Annotated in this window: 17 protein-coding genes; 3 read left to right on the forward strand and 14 right to left on the reverse strand. The window is 65.4% G+C overall.

Annotation, left to right across the window (positions count from 1 at the left end; translation table 11 throughout):
• Positions 1-85 precede the first annotated feature (85 nt).
• The 12 genes from trpA to AC07PE_RS02300 form a co-directional block, all read right to left on the reverse strand.
• On the reverse strand, positions 86-886 hold the full coding sequence (trpA, locus tag AC07PE_RS02245) for a tryptophan synthase subunit alpha (protein ID WP_498761175.1): 801 nt from the start codon (positions 884-886) through the stop codon (positions 86-88).
• Positions 887-903: 17 nt separating this feature from the next.
• Positions 904-2,148 (reverse strand): tryptophan synthase subunit beta, encoded by a 1,245-nt coding sequence (gene trpB / locus AC07PE_RS02250; protein ID WP_498761177.1) that lies wholly within the window; start codon positions 2,146-2,148, stop codon positions 904-906.
• Positions 2,132-2,893, reverse strand: a complete 762-nt coding sequence (locus AC07PE_RS02255) for a phosphoribosylanthranilate isomerase (RefSeq protein ID WP_498761178.1) — start codon at positions 2,891-2,893, stop codon at positions 2,132-2,134. The genes trpB and AC07PE_RS02255 overlap by 17 nt, the downstream gene beginning before the upstream one ends.
• 12 nt (positions 2,894-2,905) lie before the next feature.
• Positions 2,906-3,706, reverse strand: coding sequence for a tRNA pseudouridine(38-40) synthase TruA (gene truA, locus AC07PE_RS02260; RefSeq protein WP_498761180.1), 801 nt, complete (start codon positions 3,704-3,706; stop codon positions 2,906-2,908).
• Between the two features lie 10 nt (positions 3,707-3,716).
• Positions 3,717-6,776: a motility hub landmark protein FimV gene (locus tag AC07PE_RS02265; RefSeq protein WP_498761182.1), complete on the reverse strand. Its 3,060-nt coding sequence runs from the start codon at positions 6,774-6,776 to the stop codon at positions 3,717-3,719.
• 275 nt (positions 6,777-7,051) lie between these two features.
• Positions 7,052-8,176 (reverse strand): aspartate-semialdehyde dehydrogenase, encoded by a 1,125-nt coding sequence (gene asd / locus AC07PE_RS02270; RefSeq protein ID WP_498761184.1) that lies wholly within the window; start codon positions 8,174-8,176, stop codon positions 7,052-7,054.
• A 40-nt stretch (positions 8,177-8,216) separates the two neighbouring features.
• Positions 8,217-9,287: a 3-isopropylmalate dehydrogenase gene (leuB, locus tag AC07PE_RS02275; protein WP_498761186.1), complete on the reverse strand. Its 1,071-nt coding sequence runs from the start codon at positions 9,285-9,287 to the stop codon at positions 8,217-8,219.
• An 11-nt stretch (positions 9,288-9,298) separates the two neighbouring features.
• Positions 9,299-9,946, reverse strand: coding sequence for a 3-isopropylmalate dehydratase small subunit (gene leuD, locus AC07PE_RS02280; RefSeq protein ID WP_498761188.1), 648 nt, complete (start codon positions 9,944-9,946; stop codon positions 9,299-9,301).
• 107 nt (positions 9,947-10,053) lie between these two features.
• Positions 10,054-10,176, reverse strand: coding sequence for an entericidin A/B family lipoprotein (locus AC07PE_RS02285; RefSeq protein WP_109370449.1), 123 nt, complete (start codon positions 10,174-10,176; stop codon positions 10,054-10,056).
• A gap of 90 nt (positions 10,177-10,266) precedes the next feature.
• Complete coding sequence (leuC, locus tag AC07PE_RS02290) at positions 10,267-11,667, reverse strand: 3-isopropylmalate dehydratase large subunit (protein ID WP_498761190.1); 1,401 nt, start codon at positions 11,665-11,667, stop codon at positions 10,267-10,269.
• 209 nt (positions 11,668-11,876) lie between these two features.
• Positions 11,877-13,766 carry a chemotaxis protein CheA gene (locus AC07PE_RS02295; RefSeq protein WP_498761191.1) on the reverse strand — a complete coding sequence of 630 codons (1,890 nt, stop codon included), beginning with the start codon at positions 13,764-13,766 and terminating at the stop codon, positions 11,877-11,879.
• The gene (locus AC07PE_RS02300) at positions 13,766-14,629 is read right to left on the reverse strand and encodes a protein phosphatase CheZ (protein WP_498761193.1); all 864 of its coding nucleotides are present in this window, start codon (positions 14,627-14,629) and stop codon (positions 13,766-13,768) included. Before AC07PE_RS02300 ends, AC07PE_RS02295 begins: the two co-directional genes overlap by 1 nt.
• 368 nt (positions 14,630-14,997) lie before the next feature.
• Here AC07PE_RS02300 and AC07PE_RS02305 point away from each other — a divergent pair, with 368 nt between their 5' ends.
• The 3 genes from AC07PE_RS02305 to AC07PE_RS02315 all read left to right on the forward strand — a co-directional run bounded on the left by AC07PE_RS02305 (position 14,998) and on the right by AC07PE_RS02315 (position 17,502).
• Complete coding sequence (locus tag AC07PE_RS02305; protein WP_498761195.1) at positions 14,998-15,462, forward strand: universal stress protein; 465 nt, start codon at positions 14,998-15,000, stop codon at positions 15,460-15,462.
• 125 nt (positions 15,463-15,587) lie between these two features.
• Positions 15,588-16,232: a response regulator gene (locus AC07PE_RS02310; RefSeq protein ID WP_036232923.1), complete on the forward strand. Its 645-nt coding sequence runs from the start codon at positions 15,588-15,590 to the stop codon at positions 16,230-16,232.
• Positions 16,233-16,707: 475 nt separating this feature from the next.
• Entirely contained in the window at positions 16,708-17,502 is a 795-nt protein-coding gene (locus AC07PE_RS02315; protein WP_498762940.1) for a Crp/Fnr family transcriptional regulator, read from the forward strand.
• 73 nt (positions 17,503-17,575) lie between these two features.
• On the opposite strand, the gene AC07PE_RS02320 is transcribed toward AC07PE_RS02315, so the two are convergent.
• On the reverse strand, positions 17,576-18,700 hold the full coding sequence (locus AC07PE_RS02320; protein ID WP_498761197.1) for a glycine zipper 2TM domain-containing protein: 1,125 nt from the start codon (positions 18,698-18,700) through the stop codon (positions 17,576-17,578).
• A 69-nt stretch (positions 18,701-18,769) separates the two neighbouring features.
• A complete protein-coding gene (gene pdeM, locus AC07PE_RS02325; RefSeq protein ID WP_498762942.1) occupies positions 18,770-19,426 on the reverse strand; it encodes a ligase-associated DNA damage response endonuclease PdeM in 657 nt (218 codons plus the stop codon).
• Positions 19,427-19,429: the final 3 nt, after the last annotated feature.

Genomic DNA, 19,429 nt, shown 5'->3' on the forward strand with positions numbered 1-19,429 from the left:
GCGACAATGTAGCTGATAATTGCAATAAAGAAAATGAAAACCGGGGCGCATGGCCCCGGTCGAGATGCTGCAGTAAGCGCTCCGCTTACCGGGCGTCCAGCGCCGAGCGGATCCCCGCCACGAAGGCCCGCACTGCTTCCGGCCCCTGCTCCTTCGGCGTGTTCTCCAGCTCCTGGATGATGCGGCTGCCGATCACCACCGCGTCCGCCACCGCCGCCACCGACTTCGCAGTCTCCGCATCGCGGATGCCGAAGCCGACGCCGATCGGCAGCTTGACGTGCTCGCGGATCGCGGCCACGCGGCGCGCCACGTCTTCGGTGTCGATGCCGCCCGCGCCCGTGACGCCCTTCAGCGACACGTAATACGAGAAGCCGCTGCCGTGGCGCGCCACCTGCTGCACGCGCTTCGTGGTCGAGGTCGGGGCCAGCAGGAAGATGAGGTCGAGGTCGTTCGCCTTCATCTCGGTGGCGAAGGCCTCGCACTCCTCGGGCGGATAGTCGACCACGATGGCGCCGTCGGCGCCGGCGGCCTTGGCGCGGCGGATGAATTCGCTCTGCCCCATGCGCTCGATCGGATTCGCGTAGCCCATCAGGACCACCGGCGTGTGCTGGTTGGTCTTGCGGAACTCGCTCACATAGTTAAAGACGTCGCTCATGCTGATGCCGAAGGCCAGAGCACGTTCGCAGGCGCGCTGGATCACCGGGCCTTCCGCCATCGGATCGGAGAACGGGACGCCGAGTTCCAGCACGTCGGCGCCGCCTTCGACCAGCGCGTGCATGATGGGGACGGTGACGTCGGGACCGGGGTCGCCGGCGGTGACGAAGGTCACCAGGCCCGTCTTGCCCTGCTCTTTCAGGGAGGTGAAGGTGCTTTCAATTCTGGACATGTTCTTGTTCTCCCCGATCAGCCGAAATTCAGACCGGCGCGCTGCGCCACGGTGTGCATGTCCTTGTCGCCGCGGCCGGACAGGTTCACCAGGATGATCTGGTCTTCAGGGAGCGTCGGCGCCAGCTTGGCCGCGTAGGCGATCGCGTGCGAGGATTCCAGCGCCGGGATGATGCCCTCGATGCGGCAGCAGTCGTGGAAGGCCTGCAGCGCTTCGTCGTCGGTGATCGAGACGTACTGGGCGCGCTCGATGTCCTTCAGCCAGGCGTGCTCGGGGCCGACGCCGGGGTAGTCCAGGCCAGCCGACACCGAATGCGTCTCGATGATCTGGCCGTTCGCATCCTGCAGCAGGTAGGTGCGGTTGCCGTGCAGGACACCGGGGAAGCCCTGGGTCAGCGAGGCCGCGTGCTTGCCGCTGTCGATGCCTTCGCCCGCCGCCTCGACGCCGACCAGCCTCACGCCGGCTTCGTCGATATACGGGTAGAAGATGCCCATCGCGTTCGAGCCGCCGCCGATGCAGGCGACCACGTAGTCCGGCTGGCGGCCGGTCATCTGCGGCATCTGCACGCGGCACTCCTCGCCGATCACGGACTGGAAGTCGCGCACCATCATCGGGTAAGGATGCGGGCCGGCCACGGTGCCGATGATGTAGAAGGTGTTCTCGATGTTGGTGACCCAGTCGCGCATCGCTTCGTTGAGCGCGTCCTTCAGGGTCTTGGAGCCGCTTTCCACCGGCACCACGGTCGCGCCCAGCAGCTTCATGCGATACACGTTCTGGGCCTGGCGCTTGACGTCCTCGGCGCCCATGTAGACCACGCATTCGAGGCCGAAGCGCGCGCAGATGGTGGCGGTGGCGACGCCGTGCTGGCCGGCGCCGGTCTCGGCGATGATGCGCGGCTTGCCCATGCGTTTTGCCAGCAGCGCCTGGCCGATCACGTTGTTGATCTTGTGGGCGCCGGTGTGGTTCAGGTCTTCGCGCTTGAAGTAGATCTGGGCGCCAAGGCCGTCATGTGCGCCCTGCTGCGACCAGCGCTTGGCGTGGTACACGGGCGAGGGGCGGCCGACGAAGTGCGCCAGCTCGTAGCGGAACTCTTCCAGGAACTCGGGATCCTGGCTGTAGCGGGAATAGGCTTCATTCAGCTCGGCCAGCGCGTGGCTGAGGGTCTCGGCAACGAAACTGCCGCCGTAGGGGCCGAAGTGGCCGGAGGCGTCCGGCAATTGGTATTCCGGGGTCTTGAACAGACCTTTAGGGGTGTTCTCCATGGTGTGACTCGCTCATATCGGGTGATGCATCGGCAACCCGCACCGCGTCGACAAACGCGGCAATCTTGCGGGCATCCTTGATCCCCTTGCTTTCCTCGACACCACTGCTGATATCGATCGCAAAGGGGCGTACGCGCATCACCGCGCTAGTCACGTTTTGCACGCTCAAGCCACCACTCAAAACGACCCGAGGCGCGAGCTCTTTTGGAATAAGAGACCAATCGAAAACCTTTCCTGCGCCACCGTAGGCATCGACCCAGGTATCGAGCAGAAGACCCGAGAACCAGGCGCTGGCGGCGCGGTATTGAGCTTCCGATTCTAGCAAATCGGCGGCGCTTGTGTCAGGTTTGACGCGAAAGGCGCGCACGAAGGGGCGTTGCACCGCCGCAGCAATGGCTGCGCACTGCTCGGCCGTTTCGTCGCCATGAAACTGCAGCAGCGCGATCGGGCCGGCGTTCACCGCATCCCGCACCTCTTCCAGCGCCGCGTTGACGAACAGGCCGACGCCGCTGACGAAGGGCGGCATGGCGGGCGCCAGCGCCGCGAACCGGGCGGGCGCGATGTAGCGCGGGCTCTTCGGATAGAACACGAAGCCGAGGGCGTCGGCGCCGGCATCGACTGCCGCGCGCAGGTCCTGTTCGCGGGTGATGCCGCAGATTTTAATGCGAGTACGTGACATTATCGTAGGGTGGGCTCTCCGAGCCCACGTATGGCGTTTGCGTGATGCCGGCCGCCGCGTGGGCACGTGGTGCCCACCCTACAGCCAGGGAAGTGGCGGAACCGGCTCTTGAGGCAGCCCCCACTTCGGATCGTAGTCGATTGTAGCAAGATACAAACCGTCGGGCATGAAGGTCGGCGCGGCGGCGTCGCGCGAGCGGGCCTCCAGCACCTCCGCCATCCAGCCTGGCTCGTTGCGCCCGGTGCCCACGTAGATCAGCGAGCCGACGATGTTGCGCACCATGTGATGCAGGAAGGCCGAGGCGCGCACCGTGAAGACAATCACGTCGCCCTGGCGCACGATGTTCAGCTCATGCATCTGCTTGATGGGTGTATTCGCCTGGCAGCCGGAGGCGCGGAAGCTGCTGAAATCATGCGTGCCGATCAGGTGCTGCGCGGCATCAACCATGCGCTCCACGTCCAGCGGACGGAACACCCAGCCGGCGCGGCCGGCCAGCAGGGCCGACGGGTTCGGATGGTTGTACAGCACGTAGTGGTAGGTGCGGGACCTGGCCGAGAAGCGCGCGTGGAAGTCCTGGCCTTCCGCATCCGGCGCGACCACGTGCGCCCAGCGCACCACGATCGAATCCGGCAGGAAGGCGTTGGTGCCGCGCACCCAGGATTGCGGCGGGCGGTCGAGATCCGTGTCGAAGTGGACGACCTGCTCGATCGCGTGCACGCCGGCGTCGGTGCGGCCGGCGCAGGCAGTGGCGATCGGCGTGCAGGCAAATTTTTCGAGCGCGATTTCGAGCCGGTCCTGGACCGTGTCGCGCGATGGTTGTTTCTGATACCCGTTCCAGGCGGTGCCGATGTACTGGACACCCAATGCGATTCTTGTCACTCAGCCGGCCTCACGCGAGCTGCGCGCGCATCGCGTTGGCCTTGCTGACCTGTTCGCTGTTGCCGCCCTTGATGACTTCTTCGAGCAGCTCACGCGCGCCCTCCTTGTCGCCGATTTCCTGGTAAGCGATCGCCAGGTCCAGCTTGGTTTCCATTTCCATGTGCGTGGCCGTCAGTTCGGCCGGGGCCGCGGCAGGCGCCGCCACGGTCTCGAACTCCGGCAGCGCATTGCTGTCGCCCGGCAGGTCGAGATCGAAGCCGCCGAGATCGAAGGCCGGTTCGACTTTTGCCGGTTCCAGCATGTCGTGCGGCGCATAATCCGCGGTTTCGACCGGCGCCGGGGTCGCGACCGGCAGTTCCTCCAGGCCGAACAGCTCGTCTTCCAGCGAGAGCGCCGGCGCCGGGTCGGCCGCCGGGGTGCTTGACGCCACCGCTGCCGGCTTGACGTCGTCGGCCAGGCCGAAGTCCATGGCGTCGAGGTCGAACAAGGGGTCCTTCAGCTCGGTAGCCGGGCTGGTCTCTTCCGGTGCGGCCGGGATGGCCGGCAGGTCGAATTCCTTGGCGAGGTTGGCCATGTCGAAGTCGCTGTTGGCGAATTCGGCAGCCGGTGCGGCCGCGATCTCCGAAGCCGCGCCCGCGCCCGGGATCGTATCGCCGAGGTCGAAGTCGCCGAAGCTCAGGTCGTCCACGCTCTCCATTGGCTGGACGGCCGGTTGCGGAACCGGATTGGCAGCCGGGGCGCCGAAGTCCATGTCGAAGGAGAAGTCCAGCGGTTCCTCGGCGGCGGCCGGCGCTGCGGCTGCTTCGGCATGCGCCGCCACCGGCTCGACCGGTGCGGCGCTTGGTGCCGCATCGAAGCCGCCCATGTCGAAATCGAGCACGTGCTCGTCATGTGCGGCCTGGGCCGGCTTCGGCTCCTCGGCCTGCACCGGCTCGAAAGCCAGGCCGCCCAGGTCGAAGTCCAGGGTGTGTTCGTCGTTGGCGGGGCTTGCTGCCGCTTCCGGCTGGATGGCCGGCTGTGCGGTGCTCATCGCGCCGGCGAAGTGCTGGTCGAAGCTCATCGCCTCGTGCGCGGCGACGGCGCCGGCGGCGGTGGCACCAGCGGCGGCAGCGGCGGCCGGGATCGCGGTCTGGTCGGCGCCGAAGGCATCGTCGAAGTCGCTCGAGGTGAGCGGGCGCTGCGCCTCGCCCGGCGCCGGCACGGCGTCGGCCTGCGGGCTGCCTGCCGCATACAGCGGGTTCAGCGGATCGATGGACAGGCCCAGCGCGGCGGCCTGCGCCCACTCGTCGCCCTGGCCGCGGGTCATGCTGTACAGCTCACCGGCCTGGGTCTCGAAGGCGCGCTGGTCCTTGCGGGCGGCGTAGATCTCGAGCAGCTTCAGGCGCACCGGATAACGTTCCGGATGGGTGCGCAGCGCTTCCTTCAGGATCTCTTCGGCCTGGGCGTCGCGGCCATAGGCGATGTAGACGTCGGCTTCGGCCACCGGGTCGACTTCATTGGTGTCGAGCTGGCTGGCCGACGGCGCGAAGCTGGAGTTGAACACGCTGTTGTTGGTGTCGACGCTCTGGCCGCCGGTCTCGGCGAACAGCGAGTGCGCCGGTTCGGTCGGCACGCCCAGGATCGAGGGTTCGGCGACGGCCTTGACTTCCTTCTTCTTGCGGCGCTGGGCAGCCAGCAGGCCGCCGAGCAGCAGTACGGCCGCGCCGCCGCCGACCAGCGGCAGGTTCTCCATGAGGAAGTCGAAGATGCCCGGCTCCGCCACCGGCGCCGTGGCCGGCTTGGTGGCCGGCTTGATCGTCGCCAGTTTCTTCTGGGCCGGCTTGTCCTGCTGCGCGGCCGGCGCCGTGGTTGCGGCCGGGGTCGCTGCGGGTGCAGTGGCGTTCTGCTGGGCCTCGGCGCCGCCCTTGCTCTTCACCGTCGCCAGCTTCTCGAGGTCGTTGACGTTCCGTTCCAGTTCCTTCACGCGTTTCTGGGCTTCTTCCAGCTCGCGCTGCTTGGCGATGGTGTCCTCGGTGCTCATGGTCGCGCCCTTGCCGGCCGCGGCGCCCGCAGCCGGCGCCTTCGACAGGCGCAGCTGGTCCTGGGACTCGTTGGCGGCGGTCGGGCGTTCCTCGACCTTGGCGGTGATCTTGCCGCCGGCGCTCTGCCCTGCCTGCGGGACCTTGGTCGGCTCGGCATTGCCGACCTGGCCGGCCAGCTTGTTGCGATAGGCGTTGAAGTCGGCCGCGTGGGCGACCACGACGCCATGCGCCTCGCCCTCGTTCAGCGACTGTATGCTGGCGGTGTCCGGCACCGACAGGATGCGGCCCGACTTCAGGCGGTTCATGTTGTTGCCGATGAAGGCGTCCGGGTTGGCGCGGTACAGCGCCACCAGCATCATGTCGAGCGAGACGTCGACCGGTTTCAGCTGGCCGGCGATGCGGCCCAGGCTGTCGCCCGGCTTGACGCGGTATTTGGACGAGCCACTTGCGGACGCGGCGCCCGGGGCCGGCGCAGCACCCTCTTCGGCGCGTGCGCGGCTGCCGCGGCGCGGACCTTCGCTTGCAACTGGGGCCGCCGCAGCCGCTGCAGCCGGCGCTTCCGCGCGCGGACGCGCGGCCGGCGGGGCTTCGCTCGAGGCCACCTGCGCCGACTGGGTCGCGCGCAGCTCGGCCGGATCGAGCAGGAAGGTGTATTCGCGCACCAGGCGGCCGTTATTCCAGCTCAGCTCCAGCAGCATGTCGACGAAGGGCTCGTTCAGCGGCTGGGTCGAGCTCACGCGGATGAACTGGCGGCCGTTACGCTGCTCGACCGCGAAACGCAGCGACAGCAGGGCCGGATTGAATTCGATGTTCGCGGTGCGGAAGGCGTCGGGCGAGGCCAGCTTGGCCACCAGGCCGTTGGCCTCGTCGCTGGACACCGCCGTCAACTCGATTTCGGCGCGCAAGGGCTGGCCGAGCGCAGACAGCACGGTGAGTTTGCCGAGGCCTGCCGCGTGGACGGCCGAGCTCAGGACCAACGCACTGGCAACCGCCGCGGTGAGCTTCTTCAGCGCGGACGACTTCATCGAGGGACGGTGAGTGGAATGCATAATTCGACTGAATGAGTTTAGCGGGAGCTGTGATAAGCCCGGAGGCAAGCCCGGTGGTCTCGGCAACATAGCATCATGCACTATGGCACGCAAGCTCTACGGGGAGAAACATTCACCATCCGTGAGATATGTAGACGGTCTATTCAGCCAACTGATGTTTTTTGGATTAAACCATAACATTTCGTTAGCACCTCTTGCATTGGCAACCACAAAGAAACCACAAAGAAAAAAGGCGGCACATGGCCGCCTTCATTCTACCCTGACACTTGCCAGAATTACTTGTCCAACACGATACGCAGCATGCGGCGCAGCGGCTCGGCGGCGCCCCACAACAGCTGGTCGCCGACGGTGAAGGCGGAGATGTATTCCGGGCCCATGGACATCTTGCGCACACGGCCGACCGGGATGTTCAGGCTGCCGGTGACGGCGGCCGGGGTCAGGTCGCGCATCGAGGCTTCGCGGGTGTTCGGGACGAACTTCACCCACTGGTTGTCCTTGGCGATGATGTCGTTGATCTCGTCCAGCGGCACGTCCTTCTTCAGCTTGATGGTCAGCGCCTGCGAGTGGCAGCGCATCGCACCGATGCGCACGCACAGGCCGTCGATCGGGACCACGGTGCCGAAGCCGGCGCCACGGCCGAGGATCTTGTTGGTCTCGGCGCCGGCCTTCCACTCTTCCTTCGACTGGCCATTGCCCAGGTCCTTGTCGATCCAGGGGATCAGGTTGCCGCCCAGCGGCACGCCGAACTGCTTGGTCTCGTCGCTGGAGAGGCCATGCTGGGTCGCCAGCACGGTGCGGTCGATTTCCAGGATGGCCGAGGCCGGGTCGTCCAGCAGGTGCTTGACGGACGCGTTGATGGTGCCGAACTGGGTCAGCAGTTCACGCATGTGCTGGGCGCCGCCGCCCGATGCGGCCTGGTAGGTCATGGAGCTCATCCAGTCGACCAGGTCGTTCTTGAACAGGCCGCCCAGGCCCATCAGCATGCAGGACACGGTGCAGTTACCGCCGATGAAGTTCTTCACGCCGCGGGTCAGCGCATCCTTGATGACGTTCAGGTTGACCGGGTCCAGCACGATGACGGCGTCGTCGTTCATGCGCAGGGTCGAGGCGGCGTCGATCCAGTAGCCGTTCCAGCCGGCTGCGCGCAGCTGCGGGAAGACTTCGGTGGTGTAGTCGCCGCCCTGGCACGAGATGATGATCTCGCACTTGGACAGCTCGGCGATGTCGGTGGCGCTTTTCAGCTTGGTCTCGTTCTTCGCCATGCTTGGTGCGGCGCCGCCCGGGTTCGAGGTGGTGAAGAACACCGGCTCGATGTGGTCGAAATCGCCCTCATCCTGCATGCGCTTCATGAGCACCGAGCCGACCATGCCGCGCCAACCAACCAGACCTACTAATTTCATTTTCATCCCTCTTGATCTTGTGAATTCGTTTAACGCCTGATCACGCCAGTGCGTTGACCACCGCATCGCCCATCTGTTCGGTGCCGACACGCGTGGTGCCTTCCTCGAAGATGTCCGGCGTGCGCAGGCCTTGCGCCAGCACGGCCTTGACCGCGTTCTCGATGCGGTCGGCCTGCTCGACCTTGCCGAGCGAGAAGCGCAGCATCATCGCGGCCGACAGGATGGTCGCCAGCGGATTCGCCACGCCCTTGCCGGCGATGTCCGGCGCCGAGCCGTGCGAAGGCTCGTACAGGCCCTTGTTGTTCGCATCCAGCGAGGCCGAGGGCAGCATGCCGATCGAGCCGGTCAGCATGGCCGCCGCGTCCGACAGGATGTCGCCGAACATGTTGCCGGTGACGATGACGTCGAACTTCTTCGGCGCGCGCACCAGCTGCATCGCCGCGTTGTCGACGTACATGTGCTCGAGCTCGACGTCCTGGTATTCCTTGTGCACCTCGGTGACGATGTCTCGCCAGAACTGGAAGGTCTCCAGCACGTTGGCCTTGTCGACGCTGGTCACGCGCGAGCCGCGGACTCTAGCGGCCTGGAAGGCGACGTGGGCGATGCGGCGGATCTCGCCTTCCGCATAGCGCATGGTGTCGAAGCCTTCGCGCTGGCCCGCGAACGGACCGTCCGGGCATTCGCGCACGCCGCGCGGCTTGCCGAAATAGATGTCGCCGGTCAGCTCGCGGATGATCAGGATGTCCAGGCCGGACACGACTTCGGGCTTGAGCGTCGAGGCGCCCGCCAGTTCCGGATACAGGATGGCCGGGCGCAGGTTGGCGAACAGGCCGAGTTCCTTGCGCAAGCCGAGGATGGCCTGCTCGGGGCGCAGCGCGCGCTCCAGCTTGTCGTACTGGTAGTCGCCGACGGCGCCGAACAGCACCGCGTCGGCGGCCTTGGCCAGCGCCAGGGTCTTCTCGGGCAGCGGATGGCCATGCGCCGCATAGCCGGCGCCGCCGACTTCCGCGCTCTCCATCTCGAAGGGTTCGCCGAGCGCCTTCAGGACCTTGACGGCCTGCGCCGTGATCTCCGGACCGATGCCGTCGCCCGGCAGGATTGCAATCTTCATGTCAGGCTTTCTCAGATGGTGTTGGCGAGCCAGGGCTGGGCGCGCAGGTGGCGCTCCTCGAAGGCGCGGATCTCGTCGGCGTGGCGCAGGGTCAGGCCGATGTCGTCCAGGCCGTTCAGCAGGCAGTACTTGCGGAAGTCGTCGATCGCGAATTCGAAGGCCAGCTGGCCGTCCGGCGTGCGGATGACCTGCTGCTCGAGATCGACCACCAGCTTGAAGCCGGGGAAGGCTTTCACCTCGTTGAACAGTTTCTCGACCTGCTGTTCGTTCAGCACGATCGGCAGCAGTCCGCTCTTGTAGCAGTTGTTGAAGAAGATGTCGGCGAAGCTCGGCGCGACGATGGCGCGGAAGCCGTACTGCTGCAGGGCCCAGGGCGCGTGCTCGCGCGAGGAGCCGCAGCCGAAGTTCTTGCGGGCCAGCAGGATCGAGGCGCCGGCATAGCGCGGCTGGTTCAGCACGAAGTCCGGGTTCAGCGGGCGCTTGCTGTTGTCCATGCCCGGTTCGCCATGGTCCAGATAGCGCCACTCGTCGAACAGGTTGGGACCGAAGCCGGTCCGGCGGATCGACTTGAGGAACTGCTTGGGGATGATGGCGTCGGTGTCGACGTTGGCGCGGTCGAGCGGCGCCACCAGTCCTTCTTGTACGGTGAATTTTTCCATGTTCGCAGGGGTCAGAGCCCGGTTTTGCCGCAGGGGTCAGAGCCCGGTGTTGCCTTTAAAAGGGCTCTGACCCCGAAGTTCGCGGCGTTTGCAAATCCATTTAATCGTTACTTGCCGCCCGCCCCGGTAATCACCTGGCCAACCTTCTGCACGTCCTTGCCGACGCCGGAAATGGTGTTGCAGCCAGTGACAACGAATGCGATGAGTGCGAGAGCGAGTGCTTTTTTCATGGTTTCCCTAGTTTGTCAGTCATGAATCGGCCAGGATGATCGACCCCGGCCAAGATATTTGCGGCGCTGGTAGCACCGACGAATTCAATTTTATAGTGCGCGCACGTCGACGAAGTGGCCCGCGATGCCCGCGGCAGCCGCCATCGCCGGCGACACCAGGTGCGTACGCCCGCCCTGCCCCTGCCGCCCTTCGAAGTTGCGGTTCGAGGTCGAGGCGCAGCGCTCGCCCGGATCGAGGCGGTCGGCGTTCATGGCCAGGCACATCGAGCAGCCCGGTTCGCGCCATTCGAAGCCGGCGGCCTTGAAAATCTGGTCGAGGCCTTCGCGCTCGGCCTGTTCCTTCACCAGGCCCGAGCCCGGCACCACCATCGCCAGCTTCACGTTGGAGGCGCGCTGGCGGCCGCGCACGATGGCGGCGGCGGCGCGCAGGTCCTCGATGCGCGAGTTGGTGCAGGAGCCGATGAAGACCTTGTCGATGCGGATGTCCTCGATCGGGGTGTTCGGCTTCAGGTCCATGTAGACCAGCGCCTTTTCCATGGCGTCGCGCTTGACCGGGTCGCGTTCCTTGTCCGGATCCGGCACGCGGCCGTCCACCGTCGTCACCATCTCGGGCGAGGTGCCCCAGGTGACCTGCGGGCGGATCTCGGCAGCGTTGAGGGTCACGACCATGTCGAACTTCGCGCCCGGGTCGGTGTGCAGGGTGCGCCAGTAGCTGACGGCTTGTTCCCACTGCGGTCCCACCGGTGCGAAGGGACGGCCCTTGACGTAGTCGATGGTGGTGTCGTCGACGGCCACCATGCCGGCGCGCGCGCCCGCTTCGATCGCCATGTTACAGACGGTCATGCGGCCTTCCATCGACAGCGAGCGGATGGTCGAGCCGGCGAATTCGATCGCGTAGCCGGTGCCGCCGGCGGTGCCGATCTTGCCGATCACGGCCAGCACGATGTCCTTGGCGGTAACGCCGGCCGGCAGCGCGCCGTCGACCTGCACCAGCATCGATTTCGATTTCTTCGCCAGCAGGGTCTGCGTGGCCATCACGTGCTCGACTTCCGAGGTGCCGATGCCGTGCGCCAGGCAGCCGAAGGCGCCGTGGGTCGAGGTGTGCGAGTCGCCGCAGACCACGGTCATGCCGGGCAGCGTGGCGCCCTGCTCCGGGCCGATCACGTGGACGATGCCCTGGCGCTTGTCGTTCATGTTGAAGTAGGTGACGCCGAAGCTCTTCGCATTCGCGTCCAGGGTCTCGACCTGCAGGCGCGAGGTCGGGTCCGCGATGCCGTGGCTGCGGTCCGTGGTCGGCACGTTGTGGTCGGCTACGGCAAGGTTGGCGGACGTGCGCCATAGCGGGCGGTCCGCCACGCGCAGGCCTTCGAAGGCCTGCGGGCTGGTCACTTCATGGACCAGGTGTCGGTCGATATACAGCACGGTGGTGCCATCCGCATCGGCACGCACGACATGCGAATCCCAGAGTTTGTCGTAGAGCGTTTTTAACATGACCAATCCATTCAAACCCTCGCTTTATGCGAGTGTGGTCTTTGATTATGCCATATTTGTGCACTGCGTCACCCCGGGCGGCTTGCACGATTATTTCAATGGATTGCTGCGCATTCAAATTTTATTTGCATGGTTAATCAAAAATGCAAATAAAAAAAGCCTGCACCGTTTCCGTGCAGGCTTTTCTTGGCTTTGTTGCTTTGTGGTTTTTATGCCGCCAGACGCACGCTGGAACGGCAGCCATCCATCAGGAAGGACAGGCCCACGACCAGCACCAGCGAACCTTCGGCGGAGCGCGCGGTACCGGTGATGCCTTCGACGTGCAGCGCCGTCATCGGCTTGATCACCAGGTCGGCCGTGCCGTCCACCGCTTCCACCGCGATGATGTAGGGCTGCGGCGCATTGATGACGATGCCGACGCGCTCCGAGCATTCCTCGTAGCCCAGCGACAGCGCCAGCGAACGTACCGGCAGCGGGCGGCCCTGGTCCTTCAGCACCGGGGCGCCGCCGACCTGCATGAAGGTCTCTGGCAGCTCGACCACGCGCTCGACCACCGCCATCGGCAGGGCCAGTTGCGCGCCCGAGGTGGACACCAGCATGGTCGGCACGATCGACAGTTCGATCGGCAGGCGGATCGAGAACTTGGTGCCCGTGCCCAGGTTCGAGTCGATGCGGATCGCGCCGCGGTTCTTCTCGACGGCGGTCTTGACCACGTCCATGCCGACGCCGCGGCCGGACACCGACGACGCCACTTCCTTGGTCGAGAAGCCCGGCAGGAACACCAGCTGGTAGGCTTCGTCGTCGGACGTTGCCTGGTGCTCGGTGATGAGCCCCTTCTCCATCGCTTTCTTGCGCAGCTTGGACGGGTCCATGCCGCGGCCGTCGTCCTGCAGCACGATCATGACGCTGTTGGCTTCCTGCCAGGCTTTCAGCAGGATGTAGGCCTTGGCCGGCTTGCCGTTGGCAAGGCGGTCTTCCGGACCTTCGACGCCGTGGTCGAGCGCATTGCGCAGCATGTGCACCAGCGGATCGTACAGGCTGTCCACCACCACACGGTCGACTTCGGTCTCCGCGCCTTCGATGGTCAGCTCGACTTCCTTGCCCAGGTCCTTGGCCAGTTCGCGCACCAGGCGCGGGAATTTCTGGAACAGGCGGCCCACCGGCTGCATGCGGGTCGCCAGCGTGGCGCGCTGCAGCTCGGCCGAGTAGCGCGACGCGCGCTCCAGGGTCTCGGTCAGGGTCGCCATCAGGGTGGCGGCCTGGCCTTCGAACTTGAATTGCGACAGGCGCTCCAGCAGCACGGCGGCCTGGTTCGCGGCCTGCACCGATTCGCCCGCCACTTCCAGCAGCGCGTCCAGCTTGACCGCGTCGATACGGATGCTCTCGTCGGCCTTGGCGGCGGCGGCCGGCGCCGGCTTCTCGTTGCCACGGCGCTCGACACCGTCCCAGCCCGGCTTGGCCGGCGCGGCTTCAGGCGCAGCAGCGGCAGCAGCCACCGGCGCATCCACCGCGGCGGCCGGGGCAGCTTCCTGTGCGGCCGCGGCCGGCGTGTAGGTGCCCGGCGGGACTACCGCCATGTACATCGCTTCCCAGTCCAGGCCATCGGCGCCGGCGGCGGCCGGTGCCGCAACCGGGGCGGCGGCGACCGGTGCAGCGACAGCTGCGGCGGGCGCGGGGGCCGGCGCAGCAGCAGGCGCAGCCTTCGGCGCGGCATCCTTGCCGTCGATCGCATCCTTCAGCAAGCGCTCGAGGTCGGCCGGCATCGGCGCCAGCTGTTCCGGCGCGGTGCCGTTGTTCAGGTCGTTGAGCTGGTCGGCGACGAAGCCGGATGCCTGCAGCGACGCCTCGATCGCCGAGGGCGTGACCGGGGCCGCGCCGGTGCGCAGCGCGTCGAACAGGTTTTCCGTCAGGTGGCAGGCGGTCACCAGCGCGGGCAGTCCCATGAAGCCCGCGCCACCCTTGATGGTGTGGAACGAGCGGAACACCGCGTTCAGCGTTTCCTTGTTATCCGGATCGCGTTCGAGGCGGAGCAAATGCTCCTCGACGTTGGTCGCCAGATCCAACGCCTCGATGACGAAATCCTTGAGCATTTCATCCATTAGAATCCCAGATCGGCAAGAAGGTCATCGACACTATCCTGGTCCAGCGCCGCAGCCGGCACCGAGGGGCCCGACATCAGCTCGGCCGGCTTTTCCTGCTCCTGCACGGCCTGCTTCTGCGCCAGCTTTTCCTTGACGTCGGCCGGGGCGCTGTCGCGCAGCAGCTGGGCCAGCTCGTTCTCGACGGTCTGGGTGATCTTGACGACCTTCTTGATCAGCTGGCCGGTGATGTCCTGGAAGTCCTGCGCCATCATGATTTCGAGCAGGCGCGCCTTCTCGGCTTCGGTCGCTTCCGACACGGCCTGGGCGAAGCTGCGCGAGTCGCCGGCCAGCGCCTTGAACTGCTCGATCGACAGCTTGCCGGCGAACAGGTCGGCCCAGCGGCCTTCCATGTCCTTGGCCTGTTTCGACAGCTTGTCCTGGGCCGGCATGCCGTCGTCCAGGGTGTTCAGCACCTTGTTGGCGGCCTGCTCGGTCAGGCTGGCGACGTATTCCAGGCGGTCCTGGGCGTCCACGATCTGCGAGGACGCCTCGGTGAGCGCCTTGTCGTAGCCCAGTTCGCGCAGCGAGTCGTGCATGATGCGCACGATGCTGCCCAGGCGGGCGTACATCACCTGTCCATCCGGATCTTCTGTGGCTTCGGTGGCTGCGGCGGCCGGGGCCGGCGCAGGTGCGGCTGCAGCCGGTGCGGCGGCGGGCGCGGCGCTTGACGCCACCTGGTCGAACAGGGCCTCGAGGTCGTCAGTGTCGTCACTGTCGCCACCGGTGGCGGGTTCGGGCGCCGGAGCCGGAGCGGGCGCGGTGGCTCGCTGCGCTGCCACTTCCTCGAATAATGCGTCGAAATCGTCAGCGGCGTCGGTCATAGTCCCTGCTTCTCCATAATGTGTAAATGTCGCGATGATCTGTACTGTGCTGTGCTTGCGGCCGTCAATACGTTGACGGTAAGGGTATTGCAGGGAGTGTAGCAGCGTGGTTGCCGTAGGTAAATCTCGGAAAACGGACCGTTGTTCATTGGCGCAGTAAACTTAGTCAATCGACCATCATTTCCAACTGTTTCTGAATATTTTCACAAAGCAAGTGTTGTATTTTTTTATCGCGGCATTTATGTCAGTCAATGTTTTCGGGCCAGAAAGCAAACACATCACTGAGCAAGATCAAGCATTTACCATCTGCCGAGGATGAACAGGAGGACTACAATAAGCAGGTAACGTGACGTGAGGGAGGGCTCACCATGTACCAGAAAATTCTGATCACCACCGACGGTTCCGCGGTGTCCCAGCACACCGCCTGCGCCGGCGTCCAGTTCGCGCAACAGATGGGGGCCGAAGTGCTCGCACTCTTCGTCGCCCCCGAGTACCAGTACCCGGTGTATGTCGAAATCATCCCGCCTTCCTACCCCAGCGAAGAGGAATACCTGGCGCAGATGCGCCGCATGGGTGAGGAGTACATGGGCAAGATCATGCGTTCGGCGGACCAGGCCGGGCTGAAGCATTCCTGCATGACGGCATTCTCGGACTCGGCGGCGCTGAAGATCGCCGACGTGGCAGAACAACAACACTGCGACCTGATCTTCATGGGTTCGCACGGCCGCAGCGGATGGGGCCAGTTGCTGCTCGGTAGCGTCACGAACAAAGTGCTGTCGCAGACCAGCAAGCCCGTGCTGGTGCACCGCCTGATCCGTGAACCCGGCACTTGAGCCCATCTGTTCCAGTCCCGCCGGTGCTTTCTGCCGGCGGAATTGCATGGCAAATAAATACAATTATCTGTTAGCAATGTGCTAGCGTGTAGTCTCTGCTCCGCATTGCATTCTGGGGAACTCCTATGATTCGCATAGTCATCGCTGACGACCACACCATCATGCGCGAAGGCCTCAAGCGCATCCTCGACGGCGCGCTCGACATCGAGATCGTCGGCGAGGCCATCAACGGTTTCGAAGTGCTGTCGCTGGTGCGCCAGGGCGGCTTCGACCTGCTGCTGCTCGACCTGTCGATGCCCGGCCGCAGCGGCGTCGACCTGATCCGCCAGGTCCGCAGCGAAGCGCCCAAGCTGGCGATCCTGATCCTCACCATGCACGAGGAAGAACAGTACGCGGTGCGCGCGATCCGCGCCGGCGCCCAGGGCTACCTGACCAAGGAGAGCGCCGGCACCCAGCTGGTCGGAGCGATCCGCAAGGTGGCCTCGGGCCGTCCTTATATCAGTACCGAAGTGGCCGAGCAGCTGGCGCTGAACATCATGGCGCCGAACGAACAGCTGCTGCACAAGCAGCTCTCGGACCGCGAGTTCGAAGTCTTCTCCTTATTAGTGGGCGGGAAGTCGATCACCGAGATCGCCAACAACCTGCACCTGTCCGTCAAGACAGTGAGCACTCACAAGACGCGCATCATGCAGAAAATGGGCATGACCTCGCTGTCCGAAATGGTGCAATACGCCGTGGCCCACCGCCTGCTGGCGCCGATGAAAGCATGAGCGCAGCCTAATTCGTCTTAGACATCGTGGCCTGACTGTGGTTTCCACGCCCTGTGCGTGCTACCCAGGAGACGGCCCCATCACCGCAGCTATCCTACACGGATATGCCCCGCTCTCCCTCGGAAGCGGCAGCAGTCAGTAAGAATAATCCTACAGTCTGACTCCCCTTCCTACCTACACATTCAGCCGTTGCTGATATGAATGCCGAACTCGTGTTGGCATACTGACTTCAGCGTTTCGACTTGCTTGCGGTCCATTCTCCGCATTGAGCCGCCTGAGAGCGTCTAAGAAAACCTTCAGGGCAAGGCGCATCGTCGAAGACAGTACGTCAGTACGGCGAGACGATGCAACGCCGCCATGGAGGTTTTGTTAGGCGCTCTAAAACCTTGTTTTCCTAAACCTGGAGATGAGTATGCAGTCCCAGCCAATGTCAGAACAGCGTAACGCCTCCCCTTCGACCCTGCACTCGTCACAGATGGAGGCCGGGCGTCAGCGCCAGGGTCGCCTGTGGTCCAACCTGAAAGAGGTCTGCGACCTGCTCCATATCCCGGCCGCCGTATCGATGAATACCGAGGAACTCCTGTTCCAGCACGTGCAGTTCAAGACGGGCCAGCGCGTGCACACGATCGGGCAGGCCTTCGACACCCTGTACATCGTCAATTCCGGCTTCCTGAAAACGGTGCTGATCGACGAATTCGGCAACGAACAGGTGCTGAGCTTCCCGATGAAGGGCGACATGCTCGGCGTCGACGGCATCCACACGCGCCACTACGCTTCGGAAGCCGTCGCGCTGTCCGACTGCGACCTGATCCTCGTACCGTTCAAAAAGCTCACTGCCCTGGGGAGGGTGCATGCCGAGCTGGAGAACCTGATGTACGGTGTGATGAGCCGCGAACTGGTGCGCGAACAGGCCATGATCGGCATGCTCGGCGCCCTGTCGGCGGAAGCCCGCGTGGCCCGCTTCCTGATCTCGCTGGCCGAGCGCTTTGCCGCGATGGGCTACTCGAGCAAGCTGTTCAACCTGCGCATGACCCGTCACGAGATCGGCAGCTACCTCGGCCTGACCCTCGAAACCGTCAGCCGCACGCTGTCGGCCTTCAACGAGATCGGCCTGATCACCGTCGACCAGCGCACCATCGGCATCAAGGATCCGGAAGCGCTCAAGACCCTGCGCCGCCTGCCGCCCTCGCGCTCGCGCGCCAAGCAGAACGCCAAGCACAAGGCCGACGCCGAATCCTCGGGCGACGGCGCGGTGCTGGCCACGGTCTGAGCGGGCCGTGGAGCGGCCGTAAAAAAGCCGGCCCCTTGCGGAGCCGGCTTGTCCTTTCTGACGTTGGAATCGGTCAGTCCCGCGTCAGCACGCCATCGGCGACGCGGACTTGCTCGCCTACGCGGAAGCCCGGGTCGTTGTCGTAACGGATAGCCTGGGTCGCGCCGTTTTCATAGCGCACCACCACTTCGTAGCGCGGCGCGCGGGCGTTGCGCTCGATCGCGCGTCCTGCCAGCGCACCGCCGACGGCGCCGGCCACGGTCGCGGCCGTGCGGCCGCTGCCGCTGCCCACCTGGTTGCCCAGCAGGCCGCCAACCGCGGCGCCGCCCAGCGTACCGGCTGCGCCGGCGTCGGCTTCGATCACGTTCACCGACTGCACCGTGGCGCAACTCGTGCAGGAGCGGGCCACGCGCTGGCTGTCGTCGGCGCGGCGATCGTCACGGCGTGCGTCGCGGCGGTCGTCGATGCGGTCGCCAGGCATGCGTCCGCCCGCCAGCAGCGGCTGGCCCAGGGTCGCGGTCGAATAGCGGCCGTTGGCCTTGATGGTCGCGGTCACCGATGCGTCCGGTGCGATATTGTCGCCGCGGCGGATCGTGTACACGCCGTCATACTGGCCCGGCCGCACTTCCGGCAGCGTGAAGATGCCGGACGTGCCGGCGATCTGGACTTCCACACGCGCGCCCGGCGTGCCGGCCACGGTGAAGCGCAGCTCGTGTCCCGGACCGAGGTCGTCGCTGCCGCGCACGTCGAAGGTCTGGACGCGCGGGGTGCCGGCCACCATGCGGTCGTCGATGCGTTCCGGCACGCGCACGATGGTGGCGGCCAGGGCCTGGGTCTTGACCATGCCGTTCACGCGCAGGTTGGCGGTGACCGAGCTGTCCGGACGGATGCGGTCGTGGGTCCCGATGGTGTAGGTGCCCACGTAGGTGCCCGGGCGGGTTTCGTTCAGGTGCAGGTTGCGGGTGGCGCCGTCGATGCGCACCGAGGCGTTGCCGCCCGGCGTGCCGAAGACTTCGAAGTTCAGCTCGGCGCCCGGCTCGATGCGGCGCAATTCGTTGACGTTGAAACCTTCGATGCGCGGCTCCAGCTGGCGGGCACGCGGATGTTCCTGTGCCTGCACCGGTGCCGGCACGGTGGCCGTGAAGAGCGGCAGCGCGGCAACCACTGCCGCGGCGAGTGTCTGTCGGGTTGTTGCCATGATGTCCTCCTGCGTACGCGAATTATCAATATGGCCAGCTTACGCCGCACACGGCCGTATCTCGGTGCGCTAACGTACGCTGTGCACCGCCTCGCCCGAGCTCACCCAGATGCGCTCGCCGGGCTCGGGCCGCAGCGCATGGCCACCGGTAAATGCGCCGAAGGACGGCAGGATCATGCGCTGCGGCCCAGCAATAAAGCATGGCAGCCGCAAGGCGTCGGAACGTGTTGCGAGCACATAGACCGGGTGCACGTGTCCGGCCAGCACATAGCCCGGCGCGGCGATGTCCGGATGGTGGCAAAAGGAATACGGGCCGACGGTATAGGGCTCGTCGACCAGATCGATGCCGAGCTGCGCGGCCGGGTCGCCCGCATGCTTGTCGTGGTTGCCGCGCACCAGCGTCAGGATCAGCTCGCAGCGTCGCTGGCGCCAGGCCAGCATCGCCGCCTGGGTCGAGGCCGCATGCGCCGCGCGCGCGTGCAAAAAGTCGCCGAGGAAGAGGATATGATTGGCGCCGGTCAGCCCGATCAATTCGTCCAGCGCCAGCAGGTTCTCGGTGGTCGTCCCTTTCGGCACCGGGATGCCGAAGGAGCGGAAGGCCGCCGCCTTGCCGAAGTGGATATCGGCGATGATCAGCATGCGCTCGCGCGGCCAGAACGCGGCCTTCTGCGGCAGCAGGATCAGCTGTTCGCCGCCCAGTTCGGCCGCTACTGCGCCGGGGATCATCAC

This window comes from Telluria sp. GW821-FHT07G12, from assembly GCF_059418525.1.